Origin of the sequence: Pseudomonas entomophila L48 (assembly GCF_000026105.1) — a bacterium.
GTDB lineage: Bacteria > Pseudomonadota > Gammaproteobacteria > Pseudomonadales > Pseudomonadaceae > Aquipseudomonas > Aquipseudomonas entomophila.
The window spans coordinates 571,641-592,591 of record NC_008027.1; the positions used below are offsets into that span (position 1 = coordinate 571,641).

The window sequence follows — 20,951 nt, forward strand, 5'->3', positions numbered from 1 at the left end:
GGTGTAAAGGCTTGCATTTGCCGGCCTGGTGAGTAGTGTAGCGGTGAGCGTGGAGACAGTCTGGAGAGCATTCATGGAAGGAGAGTTGGCCAGTGCACTATCGAACCAATTGGAAGCTAGTTTCGAGCTCTGGCGTTTGAGGTTGATACTTGTTGACTTCAAGACGCGAGGCATGACGAAAGACGAAATGCTTTCGTGTCTTGAATCACTCAGGGTGACTTGCGATGAAGATTCAATTTTGGAGTTGATGGATATCGTTGAGGGGTACTGCAACTCTAATTTATTGATTTTTAAGTAAAATAATGAAATTTCTCGTTGTGCAAGGAGTGTCAAGTGAGAAGCGAGAACGAAGCGTTCGTTCTAAGACGGAAGGATGCAGTCAGCCTCTTGCAGGAAGCGGAGTTCATCGTGGTATCGCTCGATAATCTGAGCCAGCACTACATGGCCAGTGGTGAAAAAAGCTATGCCACCTGCAATGAGTACTGTACGGAGCTGACGGGTTTCATCGACGCAGAGAATGTCACCGCGCGTCTGGCCAGTATGCGTTCGCTCATCAGCAGGTTGTTCGACCACACGCTCGACGACGATGACATGAGCGACCTGGAGCGAGCGTTGGAACCCGTGATCGTCTGGGAACGTCCAGGGTTCTGCGAGACGGAGATGCCGTCTTCATTCGAGCGCTGGCAGAGCCGACAATTCGCTCTCGGGTTTGCTGAAATGGCGCCGGCCACTCCGAAGCGCCAACGCAAGACCGGCCTGGTACTTGAGTATCATGAAGCGTTGGCTGTGCATGAAGTGCTGGAATTCTTGCTGATCTCTCTGAGAAACATCGGGTTGTACTACTACGTCCGGGATGAAGTGACCCCAGAAGACGAACACGCCTATCGTGTGGAGACGGCGAAATTCGTCGAGACCAGCCAGATGGTGTGCCGGTTGAGTGAAATCAGGCGGATGCTGTGTGACCGGTTCGCGCTTGTGTTCGGTGGTGGTGAACTTGAGAAGGCCAGGCGCAAACTGGCGGCACAGCGATTCTGGAGCGAGGCGGATATCGGCACCTGGGATGAGCGGATCAAGGCCAAGTTTGCATCGCAACCGTGTGAGGATTGACGGCCATGGCTCCACATTCTCCCAGCGAACTGCGCAAGCTGGTTTTCGAACTGGTCCCTGATGAAGATGACTATCCGCCAGTCGCCAGTGAGGCCATCTGGGGTATTCGGCTGGGGCCGAGCGAGTACCGCTTGGATAACACGCCCTGGTATGTCTATGGCGCCAGCAAGGGTGACGTCGTCACGGCCGTGGCGCGCGACGGCGAACTTATCGCCAAGTGTGTCGTGCGCCAAGGTGGGCACTCGACCCTGCGTGTCTATGCCGAAGGCGATGCCAGAAAGGCCAAGGTGGTGCGGGAGATTACGCGAAGAGGGGGTGTTTGCTCGGTCAGCTCGAAGTGCTCGTTGTTTGCCGTCGATATCCCGCCTGACGTGGCGTTCGCGGCAATCGATGACTATCTCAGCGGCGCTGTGGAGGATGGCGAAGTCGAGTACGAGGATGCCTGCCTGCAACATCCGGGCATAGACCGGGAGCGTGTGCTGGAATGCCTGAGCCTTCCCACGTTGGCGGACATTGTCGCCAAATGAACCTGAAGAGACCCATTGCCTTGCATCCCAACAAACTTCAAAACCTCCAGGCTATGAGCCGTGACGACAGGCTCGACTACTTCCTGCATAAGGTTTCGGACTTTGAAGAAGTCTGGGGGCTGCATGACAACGGTTGGGCAACCTCGGGATTCGCCGATGGCGAGGCTGTTCCCTTCTGGCCGGAAGCGGCACTGGCGATGAGCTGTGCAACGGCGGAGTGGTCCGGTTACGAGGCGCGAAGCATCCCGCTGGGTGATTTCCTGGTGAAGTGGCTCCCCGGGATGCAGGCCGACCGACGCGTGTGCCAGGTCTTTCCAGTGCCACAGTGCCAAGGGTTGGTCATGACGGCGGATGACCTGGCAAGGGCACTCTGGCAGGTGATGGATTGAGACACGACGATTGAAGCGTGGACAGTGCGTGACGACCCGTCACGAAGTCCTGATACGAACAAGGAGTTCTACGTTTGAGCAGCAGGGAACAAGCGGCTTACCCCTACTTGAAGCATTTTGTGCAGTTGCTCTCCAAACGGGATGGTGCTGCGCTTGCCGATGAATTCGGGCTTGGCTTCGCGGTGGTCGAGGAGTTGCTCGAGTGCGTGCAAGCGTATTACGCCCCCTCTCAAGTTCTTTCCATTGCGTCCCTGGAAAACCACCGGCAGTGTTTACCGGGCCGTCGGCCTTTGATCGACTTCTTCGACATGGATGACGGTATGTTGGGCGCCGAATGCGTTTTGCTGGTGAACGATGAGCCGGGGGAAGCGGTTCTGCATCTGGGCTTTTCGTTCCAAGGCGATCACTGCGAACTGCACTTCAAGTACATCGGGGCTTAGGGTCTATGCAGAAAATTCATTTCCCATTGGTCATCGTCGACGACTATCCGCCTGTCTCCAGCGAAGGGGTATGGGCACAGCCGTTGGATGACGGCACGTTCCGGGTCGACAACATTCCCTTCTACAGCCGGGACGCCTGCCTTGAGGATCGGGTCAGTGCAATAAGGGGAATGGATGGCGAATGGCTATTCCAACGAGTAGAACAGGACTCCGGCAACAGCACGCTACGCATCATCTTCTTCGATCAAGGGGTGCCTGCCATCGAGACGGTGCTGAAGGGGTTGGAGAACATGGGCTGTGGCTGGGAGGGGCTGAACAAACGGTTCTTCTCGATCAACGTGCCCGCGACGGTAAGCTTCGATGCTGTGGTCGAGCGGCTTGACCCGTTGGCCGAACGTGAATGGCTGGACTACGAGTACGGACTGATCCGGCAATGAACGGCTGACGGCAATGAGGAGGGAAAGAGCGGTTGGACCAGGCAATCTTCGAGCAATGGAAAATACAACTTGAGTTACTCGACCGTTACGAAAACCAGGCAGACTGCCAGATGTTTCTCGCGATGGTGGAGGCGGTAACGCACTGCCTAAGCGATGACGTCATCGATGTGCTGCTGGGGACCTTTGGCAATGCGCACGACCATGGTGTGCAGGAATCAGTGATGCGCGTGCTCGACCAGGCACCACCCCAGCGATATGCAGCGCGGCTTGCCGCCGGTTTCGAAGCGCTGATGGAGGCTTCCAGCGAGCGCGAATGGCCGCTGATTCTGTTAGGGCGGCTTTTCAACAGCAATGATGATAGCGGCGCGGCTGCACTGCTGGAGCAGGTGGCAAAAGGTGATGTACTGCATGCCTTCCTGCGCAGCGATGGCTTTCTCGAGGAATATCCACAAGCCGAAGTGCTTCTGCCCAGATATGGCTTGTGAGGGGGCATTGTTTAATGAATGACAGGTTTACAAGGATGCAGACGCTGAGGCTGCACAACAAAGGAGCGTTGAATTGACGGATACGCAGATGTCCCGCCTGGAAAAACTGTTGTCGATCTCAGGCGAGCCCCTGGCCTTGCCCGACACGCTCGATGCACGGAGCCGGGACTTGGCGGGCACGAGGGCCGATGAGTTGGAAAGCCTGCTGTTGCGGCGCAATGGTTTCTACGCGTTTGAAAGCGCGTTGCATGTGTTTGCCACAGGAGCGACCGCGCCGGGTAGCGAATCCAGCCTGCAGCAGTGGAATGCCCCGGAACTGTGGCGCTTCGAATTTCCCGAGCTGGAAGAAGCGCCAGTGCTGTTCTTCGCCGAAGACGTGTTCGGCGTGCAGTTCTGCCTGCGCCAGGGCCAGGTGCACACGTTCGAGCCGGAGACCGGTAAGTTCGAATACCTGGCCGATGACCTGGAGGGCTGGGCCGCGGAAATCCTCGCCGACTACAAGTTCCTGACTGGATGGCCCCTGGCGAATGCCTGGCAAGCGCTGCACGGTCCCTTGGCCCAGGGCCAGCGGTTGCTGCCCATCACGGGGTTTGCCTTCGGCGGTGCATTCGCGGTGGAGAACCTGCGCACGGGCGATGCCATCGAGGGTATGCGTTACCGGGGCTACATCGCACAACAGATGAAGGGGATGGCCGCTGGCACCGTGGTGAAACTCACGGTCTCCTGATGGCCCCTCGGGATGCCAAACGGATTGATGGCCTATGGCCTGCGATCCACCGCGCTATGTTAGGCTTTCACCATCGGCAGCGACGCCTCCCCTCTGACACGGAGTTCACCCCATGAAAGACATCATCCGCCTTGGCGATTCCACCACCCATGGTGGCAAGGTGCTTGGCTCCTTCGGCAATACCAACGTCAACGGCAAGCCCATCGCCGGTGTCGGGCACATGGTCAGTTGCCCGCTGTGCAAGGGCGTGTTCCCGATTGTCGAGGGCAGCGCCACCTATAACGTCGACGGCACGCCGGTGGCCCTCGATGGGCACAAGACCGCTTGCGGCGCGGCGTTGATTGCCAGTGGGCCGAAGAGTGGTGTGGCCAGCTGAGGTTGGCCCGTGCCCTGTGGCTGCGGGTTTACCCCAGAGTGCGCCGCAGGACTCACCCTCACATTCGCGTGCAAGCGGCTCCCATGCGGAGCCTCCTGCACCGCTTGATGCTCGTGCGGTTAGTCGACCCATCCTGAAAGAGCAGCAGCGGCGTACGACCAACGGTCGGAGGTATACGCTGCAACAAGGGTGGGTAGCGTGATTGTCAGTTGCATTTCCATGAACTTTGATAGCTGCACTTTGAGTAAGTGCAACGTGCACTTTGTCAAGGTGAAGCCGAGTAGCATCACGCTCAAGATGATGACGACTCTCATTGCCTCGGTGGCATCCATGCTTCGTGCTCATTGATGGATCAAGTGATGGGTACGCCGCTTTCACGGCGCCACGATTCTAAGCGCAATCGGTTGCCGTTCGTTCCTGTGATTTTGTAACCCCGCCACCTGGCAAGCCGCTGTATGGCGCTGGCCAGCACTGAACGTTCTCGTTCCTTGATCCAGGTCATCCCACTTCCCGATTTCTTGACTAGTCTTAACCGTTGGCGGCGTCTGCCTGCCGCCACCGTGAAGTCCCTGAGGCGCCGGCCATGTCCCGCGCGCCCGAACCTGATCAGGAGTGCACGATGGACCTCAACCGTCGGCAATTCTTCAAGGTCGCCGCCGTCGGCCTTGGAGGCTCGAGCCTCGCGGCGTTGGGCATGGCCCCGACACCCGCGTTCGCCGAGCAGGTGCGCCACTTCAAGCTGGCGCACACCAAAGAAACCCGTAACACCTGCCCCTACTGCTCGGTCGGCTGCGGCCTGATCATGTACAGCCAGGGTGACGCGGGTAAAAACGTCAAACAGAACATCATCCATATCGAGGGCGACGCGGACCATCCGGTCAACCGCGGCACCCTGTGCCCGAAAGGCGCCGGCCTGCTGGACTTCATCCACAGCCCCAGCCGCCTCAAGTACCCCGAGGTGCGCAAGCCGGGCAGCAACGAGTGGACCCGCATCGACTGGGACGAAGCCCTCGACCGTGTCGCCGACCTGATGAAACAGGACCGCGACGCCAACTTCATCGAGAAGAACGCCCAGGGCCAGACGGTCAACCGCTGGCTCACCACCGGCTTCCTCGCCGCGTCCGCCGCTTCCAGCGAAGCGGGCTACATGACGCACAAGGTGATCCGCTCGCTGGGCATGCTGGGGTTCGATAACCAGGCGCGTGTCTGACACGGCCCGACGGTGGCAAGTCTTGCCCCGACGTATGGCCGTGGCGCGATGACCAATCACTGGTCTGACATCGCCAACGCAAACCTGGTCCTGGTGATGGGCGGCAACGCCGCTGAAGCGCACCCGTGCGGCTTCAAGTGGGTGACCGAAGCCAAGGCGCACAACAAGGCGCGGCTGATCGTGGTCGACCCGCGGTTCACCCGTACCGCTTCCGTGGCTGATTATTACGCGCCGATTCGCACCGGCAGCGATATCGCCTTCATGGGCGGGCTGATCAACTACCTGCTGAGCAACGACAAGATCCAGCACGAGTACGTGCGCAACTACACCGACGTGTCGTTCATCGTCAAAGCGAACTATGGCTTCGAGGACGGGCTGTTCAGCGGCTACGACGCGGCCAAGCGCACCTACGCCGACAAGTCCGGCTGGGGCTACGAGCTGGGCGAGGACGGCTTCGCCAAGGTCGACCCGACGCTGCAGCACCCGCGGTGCGTCTACCAGCTGATGAAGCAGCACTACAGCCGCTACACGCCTGAGCTGGCGAGCATGACCTGCGGCATGCCGCAGGATCAGATGATGAAGATCTGGGAAGAGATCGCCACTTGCTCGGTGCCGGGCAAGACCATGACGATCCTCTACGCCCTGGGCTGGACCCAGCACTCCATTGGCGCGCAGATCATCCGCAGCGCGGCCATGGTGCAGTTGCTGCTGGGCAACGTCGGCATGCCGGGCGGTGGGGTCAACGCCCTGCGCGGGCACTCCAACATCCAGGGCCTGACCGACCTGGGGCTGCTGTCGAACTCGCTGCCGGGCTACCTCACCCTGGCCGGCGACGCCGAGCAGGACTACGCCGCCTACATCGACAAGCGCGCCTCCAAGCCACTGCGGCCGGGGCAGCTTTCGTACTGGCAGAACTACGGCAAGTTCCACGTCAGCCTGATGAAGGCCTGGTACGGCGCCAATGCCACCGCCGCCAACAACTGGGGCTACGACTGGCTGCCCAAGCTCGACGTGCCGGCCTACGACGTGCTGCGCATGTTCGAGATGATGGGCCAGGGCAAGGTCAACGGCTACATGTGCCAGGGCTTCAACCCGATCGCCGCGCTGCCGGACAAGAACCGCGTCACCGCGGCCCTGGCCAAGCTCAAGTGGCTGGTGATCATGGACCCGCTGGCCACCGAAACGTCCGAGTTCTGGCGCAACGCCGGGGCGTTCAACGACGTCGACACGGCCAACATCCAGACCGAGGTGATCCGCCTGCCCACCACCTGCTTCGCCGAGGAGGATGGCTCGCTGGTCAACAGCAGCCGCTGGCTGCAGTGGCACTGGAAGGGCGCCGACGGCCCGGGTGAAACCCGCACCGACGTGCACATCATGAGCGAGCTGTTCCTGCGCCTGCGCAAGCGCTACCAGGCCGAAGGTGGTGCCTACCCCGACCCGATGCTCAACCTCAGCTGGCCGTACAAGGTCCCGGAAGAGCCGTCGCCCGAGGAGCTGGCCAAGGAGATGAACGGCTGGGCGGTCAGCGACCTCACCGATGCCACCGGTGCCACGCTCAAGGCCGGCCAGCAGTTGGCCGGCTTCGCCCAGATGAAGGACGACGGCAGCACCGCGTCCGGCTGCTGGATCTTCGCCGGCTGCTGGACCGAGCAGGGCAACCAGATGGCCCGGCGCGACAACAGCGACCCTTACGGCATGCACCAGGTGCAGAACTGGGCCTGGGCCTGGCCGGCCAACCGGAGGATTCTCTACAACCGCGCTTCCAGCGACCCGCAAGGCAAGCCGTGGGACCCGGAGAAGAAGCGCCTGGTGTGGTGGAACGGCAAGGCCTGGACCGGCACTGACGTGCCGGACTTCAAGGTCGACTCGCCGCCAGAAGCGGGGATGAACCCGTTCATCATGAACCCCGAGGGCGTGGCGCGGTTCTTCGCCATCGACAAGATGGCCGAAGGGCCGTTCCCCGAGCACTACGAGCCGTTCGAGACCCCCATCGGCATCAACCCGCTGCATCCGCAGAACAAGAAGGCCACCAGCAACCCGGCCGGGCGGATCTTCGATTCGGTGTGGGACACCCTGGGCACGCACGACGAGTTTCCCCATGCAGCGACCACCTACCGGCTGACCGAGCACTTCCACTTCTGGAGCAAGCATTGCCGGCTCAACGCCATTGCCCAGCCCGAGCAGTTCGTCGAGATCGGCGAGGTGCTGGCCAACGAGAAAGGCATCAAGGCCGGCGACCGGGTGCGGGTGTCGAGCAAGCGCGGGCATATCGACGCGGTGGCGGTGGTGACCAAGCGGATCCGTCCGCTACAGGTCAACAACCAGACCGTGCACCAGATCGGCATCCCGTTGCACTGGGGCTTCACCGGCAGCACACGGCACGGCTACCTCACCAACACCCTGGTGCCGTTCCTTGGTGATGGCAACACCCAGACGCCGGAGTCCAAGTCGTTCCTCGTCAAAGTGGAGAAACTCTGATGGCCAGCCAAGACATCATCGCCCGCTCGGCCACCACCACCGTGCCGCCCTCGGTACGCCAGCAGCAGGAAGTCGCCAAGCTGATCGACACCACCAAGTGCATCGGCTGCAAGGCCTGCCAGGTGGCGTGCTCGGAGTGGAACGAACTGCGTGACGAGGTCGGCCACAACCACGGCACCTACGACAACCCCCAGGACCTCAGCGCCGAGACCTGGACCCTGATGCGCTTCACCGAGCACGAGCGTGACGATGGCAACCTGGAGTGGCTGATCCGCAAGGACGGCTGTATGCACTGCGCCGACCCAGGTTGCCTGAAGGCCTGCCCGAGCCCGGGGGCGATCATCAAGCACGCCAACGGCATCGTCGACTTCAACCAGGACCACTGCATCGGTTGCGGCTACTGCATCACCGGCTGCCCGTTCAACATCCCGCGCATCTCGCAGAAGGACCACAAGGCGTACAAGTGCACCCTGTGTTCCGACCGTGTGAGCGTGGGCCTGGAGCCGGCCTGCGTGAAGACCTGCCCGACCGGGGCGATCGTCTTCGGCAGCAAGGAGGAGATGAAGGTGCATGCCGACGAGCGCATCGTCGACCTGAAGTCGCGGGGCTACGACAAGGCCGGGTTGTACGACCCAGACGGCGTTGGCGGCACCCACGTGATGTATGTGCTGCACCACGCCGACACGCCACGGATCTACGCCGGCCTGCCGGACCAACCGGTGATCAGCCCGCTGGTTGGGCTGTGGAAGGGCTTCACCAAGCCATTGGCGCTGCTGGCCATGGGCGCGGCGGTGCTGGCCGGGTTCTTCCACTACGTGCGCGTGGGCCCGCAGCGGGTCGAGGAGGATGAACACCCGGCGCCTGTGGACAGCAGCGTGCATCAGGTCGACCCGGCAGTACATGTCTATGATCCGAACCGCCCGGGCGGGCAGGGGGAGCAGCGGCCATGAACGACAACAAACCCATCCTGCGCTACAACGCCAACGAGCGGAGCAACCACTGGATCGTCGCGATCCTGTTCGTGTTGGCGGGGCTGTCGGGGCTGGCGCTGTTCCACCCGGCGCTGTTCTGGCTCAGCCACCTGTTCGGTGGCGGGCCATGGACGCGGATCCTGCACCCGTTCATCGGCGTCGGCATGTTCGTGTTCTTCCTCGGGCTGGTGCTGCGCTTCTGGCGCGCCAACTTCATCACTGCCAACGATCGCCTGTGGCTGCGCCGCATCGACCGGGTGATGCTCAACAAGGAAGAGGGCGTGCCGCCGATCGGCAAGTACAACGCTGGGCAGAAGCTACTGTTCTGGACCTTGCTGGCGTGCATGCTGGTGCTGCTGGTCAGCGGCGTGGTGATCTGGCGCGCGTATTTCAGCCATTGGTTCGGCATCGAGGTCATTCGCCTGTCCGCGCTGCTGCATGCGCTGGCGGCGTTCGTGCTGATTCTCAGCATCATCGTGCACATCTACGCCGGGATCTGGATCAAGGGCTCGATCGGCGCGATGCTGCATGGTTGGGTGACCCGCGCCTGGGCGCGCAAACACCATGAACTGTGGTACCGCGAAGTGACCGGCGACAAGACGCCACACAACCACGGTGGAAAAGAAGGATGACCGTTTGAGCACGATTCTCGAACCCGGGCAGATCGAAGCGTCGGCGGTGATGCCGCCGTTCCTGCACCTGCCCCCCGCCAACCTCTTCGAGGTGCGCGCCGCGCGGCTGGAGCACCTGGCCGAGGGCAACGCCCTGGGTGACTACCTGCGACTGATGGCCCGACTGTGCCGGGTTCAGCAGCAGCTTGTGGATAACCCGCCTGCTGGCTTGCCAGTGGCCGAAGAGCGCCAGCGTCTGTGTATAAGTCATGGTTTGCCGCCCCTGGCGGCCGATAGCCTGGTGCGTGAAGGGCCTTGGCTGGTTTGGTTGCAGGCGTTGCTCGAGCGCTTCGAGGCCGAGCCTGGCGGGCCACTGGCCGAGGCGCAGGATGCGTTGCGTGGCAGCGACGATGCCCAGCGCAAGGGCTGGGCGATTGCCCTGCTCGGTGGCCAGTACGACGCGGTGCCGGCGGCGCTGGTGCCCTTTATCGGTGCCGCGTTGCAGGCAGCGTGGTCCAGCTGGCTGCTGGCCTTGCCGGCGCCCGAGCTCAAGCCTGCGGGCAGCCTGGCCCAGTGCCCGGCCTGTGGTTCGCCAGCGATGGCCGGGGTGGTGCGCAACCGGGGCAAGCACAATGGCCTGCGTTACCTGGCCTGCTCGCTGTGTGCCTGTGAGTGGCATGTGGTGCGGGTCAAGTGCGTGTATTGCGAGTCGAGCAAGGATTTGCGCTACACCAATCTCGACGATGACCGACATGCACCGGGCAAGGCGCCGTTGCGCGCCGAATGCTGCCCGGGGTGCGAGAGCTACCTGAAGCAGTGCTACCTGGAGAACGACGCCGCGGCCGAACCGCTGGCCGATGACCTGGCGAGCCTGGCGTTGGATATGCGGCTGGACGAGGAGGGCTTCCATCGGCTGGCACCCAACCTGCTGCTGGCGCCTGGGGGAGAGTAACGGGTCTACACTGCAATACCGAGTTGCCCCCGTTCGCCGGCAAAGCCGGCTCCTACAGGTGTACCGGCGACACCTCACCTGTAGGAGCCGGCTTTGCTGGCGAACGGGCCAGAACAGACAACGGATCAGTCATAGGTAGTACCGCATGTCTTCAAGCCTCGCCAGCGACACCCCACGCTTGCCCTCCATTGATACCCTGCTGCGCCACACGGTCTGCGCGCCCCTGCTCGATCGCCATGGCCGCGATGCCGTGCTGGCTACTTTGCGCCAGTTGCTCGACGACCTGCGCGAACCGGCCCGCCTGGGCCAGCTGAGCGCCGCCGAACTGGCCGCCGAAGTGCTCCTGGGCCGCGCCGGCGAACGCCTGGCCATCCAGCAACGCAGCCAGGTACGCCGCGTCTTCAACCTCACCGGTACGGTACTGCACACCAACCTCGGCCGAGCACTGCTGCCCGAAGAGGCGATCGACGCCATGCAGACCGCCGCCCGCTACCCGCTGAACCTGGAGTTCGACCTCGACACCGGCAAGCGCGGCGACCGCGACGACCTGATCGAAGGCCTGATCCGCGAACTGACCGGCGCCGAAGCCGTCACCGTGGTCAACAACAACGCCGCCGCCGTGCTGCTGGCGCTCAACAGCCTGGGCGCGCGCAAGGAGGGGGTCATCTCCCGCGGCGAGCTGATCGAGATCGGCGGCGCCTTCCGCATCCCCGACATCATGGCCCGCGCGGGTGTGAAGCTGCACGAGATCGGCACCACCAACCGCACCCACGCCCGCGACTACGAAGGCGCGATCAATCCGCGCACTGGCCTGCTGATGCGCGTGCACTGCAGCAACTACAGCATCCAGGGCTTCACCACCCAGGTGCCCACCGCCGAGCTGGCGCGTATCGCCCACGAACATGGCCTGCCGCTGCTCGAGGACCTGGGCAGCGGCAGCCTCCTCGACCTGACCCGATGGGGCCTGCCGGCCGAGCCGACCGTGCGCCAGGCGCTGGCCGACGGCGCCGACATCGTCACCTTCAGCGGCGACAAACTGCTCGGCGGGCCACAGGCAGGGATCATCGTCGGGCGCAAGGACCTGATTGCGAAGATCAAGAAGAACCCTCTCAAGCGTGCCTTGCGGGTGGACAAGATCACCCTCGCGGCACTCGAAGCCGTGCTGGCGCTGTACCGCAACCCCGATCGCTTGGCCGAGCGCCTGCCAAGCCTGCGCTTGCTTACCCGGCCCCAGGCTGAAATCGCCGCCCAGGCCGAGCGCCTGGCGCCTGAGCTGGCCGCACGGCTGGGTGCACAGTGGGAGGTTCGCGTCGAATCGGCCCTGGGCATGATCGGCAGCGGCAGCCAGCCCGTGGCGCGCTTGCCAAGCGCGGCCTTGTGCCTGCGTCCGCAGGTGTCGAAGAAGTTGCGCGGGCGCAGCCTGCATGTGCTGGAGCGGGCGTTGCGCGACCTGCCGGTGCCGGTGCTCGGCCGTATTTATGACGACGCCCTGTGGCTCGACCTGCGCCAGCTGGATGACGAGGCGCAATGGTTGGCGCAACTGCCGGCGTTGCAGCTGGGGCCGGTGCAGTGATCGTCGGTACCGCCGGCCATATCGACCATGGCAAGACCGCGCTGCTCCAGGCCCTGACCGGCCAGGCCGGCGATACGCGCCAGGAAGAGCGTGCCCGCGGCATGACCATCGACCTGGGCTACCGCTACGCGGCGCTGGCCGAAGGCGCGCCGCTGACCGGGTTCATCGATGTGCCCGGCCATGAGCGTTTTATCCACAACATGCTTGCCGGCGCCCATGGCATCGACCTGGTGCTGCTGGTGGTGGCCGCCGACGACGGGGTGATGCCGCAAACCCGCGAGCACCTGTCGATCATCGAACTGTTGGGCATTCCCCAGGCGCTGGTGGTCATCAGCAAATGCGACCGGGTCGAGCCGGCGCGGTTGAGCGAAGTCCAGGCACAGGTCACCGAACTGCTTGCGCCAGGGCCCTATGCCGGGGCCAGGCAATTTCCGGTTTCGAGCCTGTCCGGCGAGGGGATCGGCGCCCTGCGCGAGGCCTTGCTGGCGGCCGAGGCGCATGTTCGCCAGCGCAGCGTGCGCGGCGGTTTCCGCCTGGCCGTGGACCGGGCCTTCGCGGTTTCCGGGGCAGGGGTGGTGGTCACCGGCACGGCGCTGGCCGGGCAGGTCAGCGTCGGCGACACCTTGCTGTTGGGCAAGGCTGGCAAACCGGTGCGGGTGCGTGGCCTGCATGCGCAGAACCAGGCGGCATTGGTGGCCGAGGCCGGGCAGCGGGTGGCCTTGAATATCAGCGCGGAAAAGCTCTCGGCCGAGCAGGTGCATCGCGGCGATTGGCTGCTGCCTGAGTGGTTGCATGCACCCAGCGTGCGGGTCGATATCGACCTCACCTTGCTGGCGGGAGAAACCCGCGTGTTCGAGCATTTCAGCGCGGTGCATGTGCACCTGGGGACCCAGGATGTCACTGCCCGGGTCGCGTTGCTCGAAGGAGAACGGCTCGAGGCTGGCCAGCGCATGTTCGCCCAACTGCTGCTCAATGCACCGTTGCAGGCGGTGCATGGGGATCGCCTGGTGCTGCGCGACCAGCGCGCCCAGCGCACGTTGGGAGGTGGCCGCGTGCTCGATCCGTTCGCGCCAAGCCGGCAACGACGCAGCGAGGCGCGCTTGACCCAGTTGCAGGTGCTGCGCAATGCCGACAGCCTCGAACGGGCGTTGCCGGCATTGCTGGAGGCAGCCCCCGGCGGGCTCCAGCCCCAGCGTCTGGAGCGCCAGTTCAATCGCCTGCGTGAGACCTGGCAGTTGCCGGAAACGGTGCTGGTGATTGCCACGCGTCAAGGTCAGCTGCTGTTCGATCGCCTACAGTGGCAGGCGCTCAAGCGACAAGTGCTGGAGCGCCTGGCGCAGTTCCATGAACAGGAGCCTGATCAGCTCGGCCCGGACCGTGATCGACTGCGCCGCTTTACCGCACTGCCGTTGGAGCGCCCCGCATTTGTCAGCCTGCTGGATGAGTTGCTGGGCGAAGGCGCGATCAGCAGCAGTGGCCCATGGCTGCACCTGCCGGATCACCAGGTCCAGTTGAGCGACGCGGATACTGCGTTGTGGGAACGACTGTTGCCGCGCCTGCTGGCAGGTGAGTTCGACCCACCCTGGGTACGGACCCTGGCCGGCGAGGAGGGCTGCGACGAGGCTGACGTGCGCCTGTTGTTGCGCAAGCTGGCCCGGTTGGGCCTGGTGCACCAGGTGGTGCGCGACCTGTTCTACCCGGAGACGACGCTGAGGCGTATGGCAGAGCTGCTGTTGCGCCAGGCCGAGACATCGCCGATAGTGCAGGTCGCGGCGTTTCGCGATGGTTTGGTCATCGGTCGCAAGCGCACTGTGCAGATTCTCGAGTACTTCGACCGCGTTGGCTTGACCCGACGAGTTGGCGACCTGCGTCATATCCGCGTCGACAGCGCCCTGGCCCAGCCGCAACGCGGGCCCTGATTTCAAGGAAGGCAATCGCGCCCGGTGGCGCGGCCGGGCTTCAAACCCGGTTGGGGACGGCAGCCGTTCCCGGGCAGGTTCGACTCCCGCTGCCTTCCGCCAATTTTTTCTGAGGGCGATCAGGTGCTGGGCGACAGCCTTGCAGCGCTTTCAAGATCGAGCGCCGCACGGGCGGCGCTCGGTCAGATAGACGACACAACGCCTTTGGCGAACGCCCTCCCTAAGCCCGCTCGCCGCACAGGTCCAGGGCGAACCAATGCTCCGCCGCCTGCACGTCCAACCCTGCGCCCAGCAGCGCAAACAGCTTGCCCAGCGCCGCCTCGCGGGTCATGCCGCCGCCACTGACCAGCCCGGTATCACGCAGGCGACTACCGGCCGCATAGGTGTCAAACACCACCGACCCTTCCGGGCACTGGCTGATGGCGACGATCATCACGCCACCCTGGCGGGCATCGTGCAACACGTCGAGCAGTGCCTGGTCGTCGGACGGCCCGGTGCCACTGCCGTAGCACTCCAGCACCAGCCCCTGGATACCGCTATCGAACAGGCCACGCAGGTGTTCGGCGGCAAGGCCCGGGAACACCGGCATGACCGCCAGCTTGACCGGCAGGCGTGGCTGGCGGTAGTCCAGGCGGGTCGGCAGCTCAGGCGCGCGTTCGCCCTCACGATGGCGGGGCAGCACGGTGAAGGCGTCGAACGCCTCGCTGCGCAGCTTGGAGGCGCGGCAGCCATGCAGCAGCTGGCCGTGGAAGTAAAGCTGCACGCCGTCTTCCAGGCCGCTTTCGAACAGGTTCAGGGCGCCGACCAGGTTGGCCCAGGCATCGCTGTCCGGCGCACCAGCTGGCAGCATGGAACCGGTCAGCAGCACCGGCACCGGCAGGCCCAGCAGCAGGAACGACAACGCTGCGGCGCTGTAGGCCAGGGTGTCGGTGCCGTGCAGCACCAGCACGCCATCATGGCCGTCGCGCTCGACCGCCTCGACGATGGCGTCGCGCATCGCCAGCCAGTTGGCCTGTTGCATGTTGGCGCTGTCGATCAGCGGGTTCAGTTCACGCAGCGACCATTGCAGCGTCGGCGCATCGCCGCAGGCGGCGAAGTGCTCGCGCATGCGCGCTTCGAAGCCACCGGCCGGTGCGAGGCCTTCGGCGGTCTGCAGCATGCCGATGGTGCCACCGGTGTAAAGGACGAGAAGATTCTTGACTACACGCATGGAAACATTCCGTAGCGATGTCAGGCCTTATCGCCGGCAAGCCGGCTCCTACAGGTGCAAAGCATGCCTGGGGTTAGGCGACCCCTGTAGGGTGATGGGGCCCGAAGACAAAGAAAAGGTCAGCCGCCCACGGACGGGGCGGCTGGGGCAGGGGAGAATATCAGCGCTGAGCCTGTGCCTGTACGGCAGCTTTGTCAGTGGCTGTTTCGGCCTGCGGATTGGCCGGCCAGGCGGCACGGTCCAGGTCCAGGTCGGTGAACTTGCTGGAGTCGAACACCGGCTGCTTGACGCCCGCCTTGCGCTGCTCGTCGTAGTCGCGCATCACGCGCAGGCCGACCTTGAACAGCATGGCCAGGGCGATCAGGTTGACGAACGCCAGGCAGGTCATGGTGATGTCGGCGAAGGCGAACACGGTCGACAGGTCCTGCGTCGAACCCCACACCACCAGCGCCAGCACCAGGCCGCGGAAGATCATCAGCACGACGCGGTTGCGGCTGAGGAACTGCAGGCTGTTCTCGCCCAGGTAGTAGTTGTAGAGGATGCAGGTGAAGACGAACAGCGACAGCGCGACGCTGACGAACAGGCGGCCCCAGTCACCGACCACGGCGGCCAGCGAGTTCTGGGTCAGGACGATGCCGTCACCTTCGAAGCCCGGGGTGTAGAAGCCCGACAGCAGGATCAGCAGCGCGGTGCAGGTGCAGATCACGAAGGTGTCGAGGAACACGCTGAACGCCTGGACCACGCCCTGGGCGCCCGGGTGTTTCACCGCGGCCACGGCGGCGACGTTCGGCGCACTGCCCAGGCCTGCTTCGTTGGCGAACACGCCACGCTTCACGCCCATGACGATGGCGCTGCCGAGCAGGCCGCCGAACGCAGGGTCGAGGCCGAAGGCGCTCTTGAAGATGGTCTCCAGCATGGCAGGCACGTGTTCGATCTGGGTGCCGATCACGTACAGGGTCACGCCGATGTAGGCCAGGGTCTTGACCGGTACCAGCAGGTCGGACACCGCGGCGATGCGCTTGATACCACCGATGAAGGTCAGGGCCAGCAGGGCCGCCAGGACGATACCGGTGTGTTTCGGATCGAAGGCAAAGGCGTTCTGCAGCGAGTGGGTCACGGTGTACGACTGCAGGCCGATGAAGGCGAAGCCGTAGGTGACCAGCAGCAGGATCGAGAACACGATGGCCATGCTTTTCAGCTTCAGGCCGTGCTGGATGTAGTACGCCGGGCCGCCGCGGTACAGGCCGTCGCCATCGGCGCGCTTGTAGACCTGGGCCAGGGTGCACTCGAAGAAGCTGCTGGACATGCCCACCAGCGCGGTGACCCACATCCAGAACACGGCGCCCGGGCCGCCGAGGGTCACGGCGATACCGACACCGGCGATGTTACCGGCGCCGACACGGCCGGCGAGGCTCAGCATCAGGGCCTGGAACGAGCTCAGTTGGCCTGCCTGGCCGCGAAGGGATTCCTTGAAGACACCGAACATGTGGCCGAAATGGCGGAACTGGACGAACCGCGAACGGATGGTGAAATAACCGCCGAGTCCGACGATCAGCACAATGAGCAGTTTCCCCGAGAGGAAATCGTTGAGTGCTTCGAGCATTGAAAAATGACCTCGATTCTTATTCTTCGTGTGGAAAGACCAGCGGACGGCAGGCGCACCGCTATTCGTTGGGGCGCATGGTTGGTCATGACAACAGCGGTTACAATTTCGCGGGTTGCTCCATTTTGGTGCGACTTGATGCTAGAATTGCATCACTCGCATCATCTGGACCCCCGCATCATGGGCGATCACTTCGCTGTCAACCTCAAATTCGCCTGTAGTCACTACCGCTCTATCTCCGAGGTTTGCCGGCAGCTGTCGATCAACCGGGCACAATTCAACAAGTACCTGAGCGGGCAAAGCCGCCCGACGGCGTACAACCTCAAGCGCATCGGTGACTTCTTCGGCGTGGAGGACTACGAGCTGAGTTTGCCCCACGAGCAGTTCGCCCGCCTGATCGGTGCGCGCAACCCGCTGGCGCAGGCTGCCCAGCAGAGCAATCCGATCAGCGAGCTGTTCAAGCCGCTGAACGACCATGTCGGCAACCTGTCGCGCTATTGCGGCTACTACTTCGAATATTCCAACTGCATGTCGGTGCCGGGTTCGATCCTGGTGTCGCTGGTGCACCTGCGCGAAGAGCGCGAGCGCTACCTGTTCGAGCGTCAGGAGCGCCAGGAGCGCAGCAGTGCCAGCGACCCGCACGCCGAAGTGCGTTGCCGGTATCTGGGGGCGGCGTTTCAACTGCAGGACCGCTTGTTCCTGGTCGACTACGAGTCGTTGACCTTGAACGAGATGAGCCAGACCATCCTTATTCCCAGCTTCAAAAGCCGCATTAGCCGCCTCAATGGATTGAAGATCGGTGTTTCCAGCGGCGACCGGCGTAACCCGGCCTGCACGCGGGTGGTCTGGGAGTACCTGGGGGAGGAGATCAACCGGATCAACGCGTTCCGTCAGGTCAGGCTGTACCGCCCGGACGATCCGCGCATCGATGACGACATCCGTGATCGCCTGAGTGCCGGGATGATCAGCAATGGGCTGTTCGAGATCGAATGATCCATCGCTGTCGCAGGCCTTCTGTAGGAGCGGCTTCAGCCGCGATGCGGACACCGCGGTGTCTGGCACCCACTACGCGGGTGATCGCGGCTGAAGCCGCTCCTACAGAATGAATGCACTCACCGCATCGGCCACCTGGTCCGCCACCTCCGGCCGGTCGCGCAGGTGCGCGGCAATGCCATGGTCGCAATCGGTGAGCATCAGGCATTCCACATGCGGCGCCGGTACCGAGCGCAGCAAGGCGTGGGTGACTTCCTCGGGGATCGGGCTGTAGCGCTCGACGCCCGCCAGCCGACGGGTGCCGGCCGACGTGCCCGCGCCTTGGCCGTGGACCTTCGAGTTGAGCCCGTCGTACTCACCAATAACCAGCAGTACCCGGCCCTGGAACTGGCGCAGGAAGGCGTAGCTGTCGCAGTCGAGGAAGGCGAATGGCTTGCGGATCGCTTCAGTGAACGCGGGGCCAAAGGGCGCGTCATGGGCCGCATCGGGGTACACCGCCGGGCAGATCAGCACCAGCTTGCGCACGCTTGGGCGCTGGGCCGCCAGCTTGAGGGCGATGGCGCCACCCAGGCTGTGGCCGATCAAGGTGTCGCTGCGGGCGTCGAGGTGCTGGTGGAAACGCAGGGCCTCCTGCAGGTTGCTGGCCAGCGAGGCGTCCTTCGCCCCGGGCTCGCTGGCCAGGCTGTGGCCGGACAGGTTGCCGGTCAGCGAGCCGATGCCTTGTTGTTGCAGGCGATACAGCAGCGGGTTGAGCCGGGTGAAGTCCGAGCGGGCGCCGCCCACCACGAGTACCGGCGCCGCGCGCTCGCTGTCCGGGACCAGCAGGCGGGCCTGCTGCCGATAGCCGTCGAATGCCTCGTCGATGAAATGCTCCGCACCAGGGGCGGGTTCGTCGAATTGCCAGCGGCTGCGCTGCGGGATGGTCGATGCGGCGTCCATGGAAGTCTCCTTGAGCATGCCTGGCGCAGTATAAGTGGCTGTTCAGCAATGGGGGAACCCGATGGGGGGAGCGGCAAATCGGCGCGTGGCGGGCCTGTGTTGGACTTCCCCTGCCGGAAACCGCAAAATGGCCCCTTTCCTCCTTCGACCTGAGCGGACCTGTTGACTCTATGCGTATGCGCCTGATGCTGTTGGGTGGTGGCAATGCCCTCGGGCAAGCGCTGATTCGCCTCGGGGCCGAGGAAGACATCGCGTTCCTGGCACCGCGCCCGCCGGAAGGCGGCTGGGACCCGGCCAGCCTGACGCTGTTGCTCGACGAGCACCGCCCCGACGCGCTGGTCAACCTGGCGTACTACTTCGACTGGTTCCAGGCAGAATCTGTCAGCGAGCAGCGCCTGGCCCAGCAGGAGCGCGCCGTGGAGCGGCTCGCCGAATTGTGCCAGCACCACGAGATCGTGCTGGTGCAGCCGTCCAGCTACCGCGTGTTCGATGGCTCGCGCGCCACCGCCTACAGCGAGAAGGACGAACCGGTACCGCTCGGCGTGCGTGGCCAGGCCCTTTGGCGCATCGAGCAGAGCGTACGCGCCACCTGCCCGCAGCATGTGCTGGTGCGTTTCGGTTGGCTGCTTGATGAAAGCCTGGATGGCGCGCTCGGGCGTTTCCTGACCCGTGCCGAACAGCCCCAGGAGCTGTTGCTGGCCGACGATCGCCGTGGCAACCCGACCCCGGTGGACGACGCTGCCCGGGTAATCCTCTCGGTGCTCAAGCAGCTCGACTGCAAGGCGCCGCTGTGGGGCACCTACCATTACGCCGGCAACGAAGCCACCACGCCACTGGCGCTGGGCCAGGCGATCCTCGCCGAGGCCGTGCAGTGGCGCCAGCTGGCCGTGCAGCAGCCCACCGCGCAGGCCCATGCCGCGCGCCCGGATGCCAGCGAAGAGCCGCAGCATGCGGTGCTGGCCTGCAAGAAGATCCTTCACACCTTTGGTATCAAGCCACGCGCCTGGCGCTCTGGCTTGCCGCCGCTACTGGACCGTTTCTACCGACATGGCTGATGCCCCCATCCTGATCACCGGCGGTGCCGGCTTCATTGGTTCCCACCTGTGCGATGCGTTGCTGGACAAAGGCTACGCGGTGCGCATCCTCGACGACCTGTCCACCGGCAAGCGTGACAATCTCCAGCTGGGGCATCCACGGCTCGAGCTGCTTGAAGGCGATGTTGCCGACGCGGCCCTGGTGGCTCGCGCCGCCTCCGGTTGCCGGGCGGTGGTGCACCTGGCGGCGGTGGCCTCGGTGCAGGCCTCGGTGGAAGACCCGGTCAAGACCCACCAGAGCAACTTCATCGGTACCCTCAACGTGTGCGAGGCCATGCGCCTGAATGGCGTGCGCCGCGTGCTGTTCGCCTCCAGCGCGGCGGTGTATGGCAACAACGGCGAAGGCCAGTCCATCGTCGAGGACACCCCCAAGGCGCCGCTGACCCCCTATGCGGTGGACAAGCTGGCCAGTGAACAGTACCTGGACTTCTACCGCCGCCAGCATGGGCTGGAGCCGGTGGTGTTCCGCTTCTTCAATATCTTCGGGCCGCGCCAGGACCCGTCCTCGCCGTATTCCGGGGTGATCAGCATCTTCTGCGAGCGGGCCCTGGCCGGTCAGCCGATCACCGTGTTCGGCGATGGCGAGCAGACCCGTGACTTCCTGTATGTCGGGGATCTGGTCCAGGTGATGGTGCAGGCCCTGGAGCAGGACGCGGTCGAAGAGGGCGCGGTGAATATCGGGTTGAACCAGGCGACTTCGCTGAACCAGTTGCTGGCGGCGCTGGAGCAGGTGGTCGGCACGCTGCCTGCGGTCAGCCATGGGCCGGCGCGTTCCGGAGACATCCGCCATTCCCGGGCGGATAACGCGCGGTTGCTGGCGCGCTTCGACTTCCCCGCACCGACGCCGTTCACCGAGGGGCTGGCGAGGTTGCTTGGCAAGGCCTGATATCGGGTATCGCCTCACGTGAGG

The 20,951-nt window shown here is 64.0% G+C and carries 21 protein-coding genes and 1 tRNA gene; 18 read left to right on the top strand and 4 right to left on the bottom strand.

Annotated elements, in window-relative coordinates; genetic code table 11:
- The first annotated feature begins 333 nt into the window (after positions 1–333).
- The 8 genes from PSEEN_RS25760 (at position 334) to PSEEN_RS02610 (ending at position 4,488) form a co-directional block, all read left to right on the top strand.
- On the top strand, positions 334–1,107 hold the full coding sequence (locus PSEEN_RS25760; RefSeq protein ID WP_011531931.1) for a hypothetical protein: 774 nt from the start codon (positions 334–336) through the stop codon (positions 1,105–1,107).
- 5 nt (positions 1,108–1,112) lie between these two features.
- Complete coding sequence (locus PSEEN_RS02580; RefSeq protein ID WP_011531932.1) at positions 1,113–1,634, top strand: DUF4265 domain-containing protein; 522 nt, start codon at positions 1,113–1,115, stop codon at positions 1,632–1,634.
- Entirely contained in the window at positions 1,631–2,023 is a 393-nt protein-coding gene (locus PSEEN_RS02585) for a DUF2750 domain-containing protein (RefSeq protein ID WP_044487600.1), read from the top strand. The genes PSEEN_RS02580 and PSEEN_RS02585 overlap by 4 nt, the downstream gene beginning before the upstream one ends.
- Before the next feature lie 74 nt (positions 2,024–2,097).
- Positions 2,098–2,463 (top strand): hypothetical protein, encoded by a 366-nt coding sequence (locus tag PSEEN_RS02590; protein ID WP_044487602.1) that lies wholly within the window; start codon positions 2,098–2,100, stop codon positions 2,461–2,463.
- 5 nt (positions 2,464–2,468) lie between these two features.
- Positions 2,469–2,900 (top strand): DUF4265 domain-containing protein, encoded by a 432-nt coding sequence (locus PSEEN_RS02595; RefSeq protein WP_011531935.1) that lies wholly within the window; start codon positions 2,469–2,471, stop codon positions 2,898–2,900.
- Positions 2,901–2,932: 32 nt separating this feature from the next.
- Complete coding sequence (locus PSEEN_RS02600; protein ID WP_011531936.1) at positions 2,933–3,385, top strand: hypothetical protein; 453 nt, start codon at positions 2,933–2,935, stop codon at positions 3,383–3,385.
- Between the two features lie 73 nt (positions 3,386–3,458).
- Complete coding sequence (locus tag PSEEN_RS02605; RefSeq protein WP_231845290.1) at positions 3,459–4,112, top strand: DUF2625 family protein; 654 nt, start codon at positions 3,459–3,461, stop codon at positions 4,110–4,112.
- Positions 4,113–4,224: 112 nt separating this feature from the next.
- Positions 4,225–4,488, top strand: coding sequence for a PAAR domain-containing protein (locus PSEEN_RS02610; protein ID WP_011531938.1), 264 nt, complete (start codon positions 4,225–4,227; stop codon positions 4,486–4,488).
- Positions 4,489–4,607: 119 nt separating this feature from the next.
- On the opposite strand, the gene PSEEN_RS02615 is transcribed toward PSEEN_RS02610, so the two are convergent.
- Positions 4,608–4,820 carry a hypothetical protein gene (locus PSEEN_RS02615; RefSeq protein WP_011531939.1) on the bottom strand — a complete coding sequence of 71 codons (213 nt, stop codon included), beginning with the start codon at positions 4,818–4,820 and terminating at the stop codon, positions 4,608–4,610.
- Positions 4,821–5,107: 287 nt separating this feature from the next.
- On the opposite strand from PSEEN_RS02615, the gene fdnG reads away from it, so the two are divergent.
- From fdnG to PSEEN_RS02655, 7 genes are all read left to right on the top strand, one after another.
- Positions 5,108–8,176: a formate dehydrogenase-N subunit alpha gene (fdnG, locus tag PSEEN_RS02625; RefSeq protein WP_158020226.1), complete on the top strand. Its 3,069-nt coding sequence runs from the start codon at positions 5,108–5,110 to the stop codon at positions 8,174–8,176.
- Positions 8,176–9,126, top strand: a complete 951-nt coding sequence (gene fdxH, locus PSEEN_RS02630; protein WP_011531942.1) for a formate dehydrogenase subunit beta — start codon at positions 8,176–8,178, stop codon at positions 9,124–9,126. Before fdnG ends, fdxH begins: the two co-directional genes overlap by 1 nt.
- Positions 9,123–9,779 carry a formate dehydrogenase subunit gamma gene (locus tag PSEEN_RS02635; RefSeq protein ID WP_011531943.1) on the top strand — a complete coding sequence of 219 codons (657 nt, stop codon included), beginning with the start codon at positions 9,123–9,125 and terminating at the stop codon, positions 9,777–9,779. The genes fdxH and PSEEN_RS02635 overlap by 4 nt, the downstream gene beginning before the upstream one ends.
- A gap of 4 nt (positions 9,780–9,783) precedes the next feature.
- Entirely contained in the window at positions 9,784–10,710 is a 927-nt protein-coding gene (gene fdhE, locus PSEEN_RS02640) for a formate dehydrogenase accessory protein FdhE (protein WP_011531944.1), read from the top strand.
- Positions 10,711–10,855: 145 nt separating this feature from the next.
- Positions 10,856–12,283: an L-seryl-tRNA(Sec) selenium transferase gene (gene selA / locus PSEEN_RS02645; protein ID WP_011531945.1), complete on the top strand. Its 1,428-nt coding sequence runs from the start codon at positions 10,856–10,858 to the stop codon at positions 12,281–12,283.
- Complete coding sequence (selB, locus tag PSEEN_RS02650; protein WP_011531946.1) at positions 12,280–14,202, top strand: selenocysteine-specific translation elongation factor; 1,923 nt, start codon at positions 12,280–12,282, stop codon at positions 14,200–14,202. The genes selA and selB overlap by 4 nt, the downstream gene beginning before the upstream one ends.
- Before the next feature lie 6 nt (positions 14,203–14,208).
- A tRNA-Sec gene (locus tag PSEEN_RS02655) sits at positions 14,209–14,304 on the top strand.
- Between the two features lie 118 nt (positions 14,305–14,422).
- On the opposite strand, the gene PSEEN_RS02660 is transcribed toward PSEEN_RS02655, so the two are convergent.
- Together PSEEN_RS02660 and PSEEN_RS02665 are read right to left on the bottom strand one after the other, a co-directional pair.
- Positions 14,423–15,412, bottom strand: coding sequence for an asparaginase (locus PSEEN_RS02660; RefSeq protein WP_011531947.1), 990 nt, complete (start codon positions 15,410–15,412; stop codon positions 14,423–14,425).
- A gap of 160 nt (positions 15,413–15,572) precedes the next feature.
- On the bottom strand, positions 15,573–17,015 hold the full coding sequence (locus PSEEN_RS02665; RefSeq protein WP_011531948.1) for an alanine/glycine:cation symporter family protein: 1,443 nt from the start codon (positions 17,013–17,015) through the stop codon (positions 15,573–15,575).
- 180 nt (positions 17,016–17,195) lie between these two features.
- Here PSEEN_RS02665 and PSEEN_RS02670 point away from each other — a divergent pair, with 180 nt between their 5' ends.
- On the top strand, positions 17,196–18,008 hold the full coding sequence (locus PSEEN_RS02670; protein WP_011531949.1) for a helix-turn-helix domain-containing protein: 813 nt from the start codon (positions 17,196–17,198) through the stop codon (positions 18,006–18,008).
- Between the two features lie 102 nt (positions 18,009–18,110).
- Here PSEEN_RS02670 and PSEEN_RS02675 read toward each other — a convergent pair whose 3' ends face one another.
- Positions 18,111–18,947, bottom strand: coding sequence for an alpha/beta hydrolase (locus tag PSEEN_RS02675; protein ID WP_011531950.1), 837 nt, complete (start codon positions 18,945–18,947; stop codon positions 18,111–18,113).
- A 170-nt stretch (positions 18,948–19,117) separates the two neighbouring features.
- On the opposite strand from PSEEN_RS02675, the gene PSEEN_RS02680 reads away from it, so the two are divergent.
- Both PSEEN_RS02680 and PSEEN_RS02685 read left to right on the top strand, forming a co-directional pair.
- Positions 19,118–20,002 (top strand): sugar nucleotide-binding protein, encoded by an 885-nt coding sequence (locus tag PSEEN_RS02680; protein WP_011531951.1) that lies wholly within the window; start codon positions 19,118–19,120, stop codon positions 20,000–20,002.
- Positions 19,995–20,927, top strand: coding sequence for an NAD-dependent epimerase/dehydratase family protein (locus tag PSEEN_RS02685; RefSeq protein WP_011531952.1), 933 nt, complete (start codon positions 19,995–19,997; stop codon positions 20,925–20,927). Before PSEEN_RS02680 ends, PSEEN_RS02685 begins: the two co-directional genes overlap by 8 nt.
- Positions 20,928–20,951 lie beyond the last annotated feature (24 nt).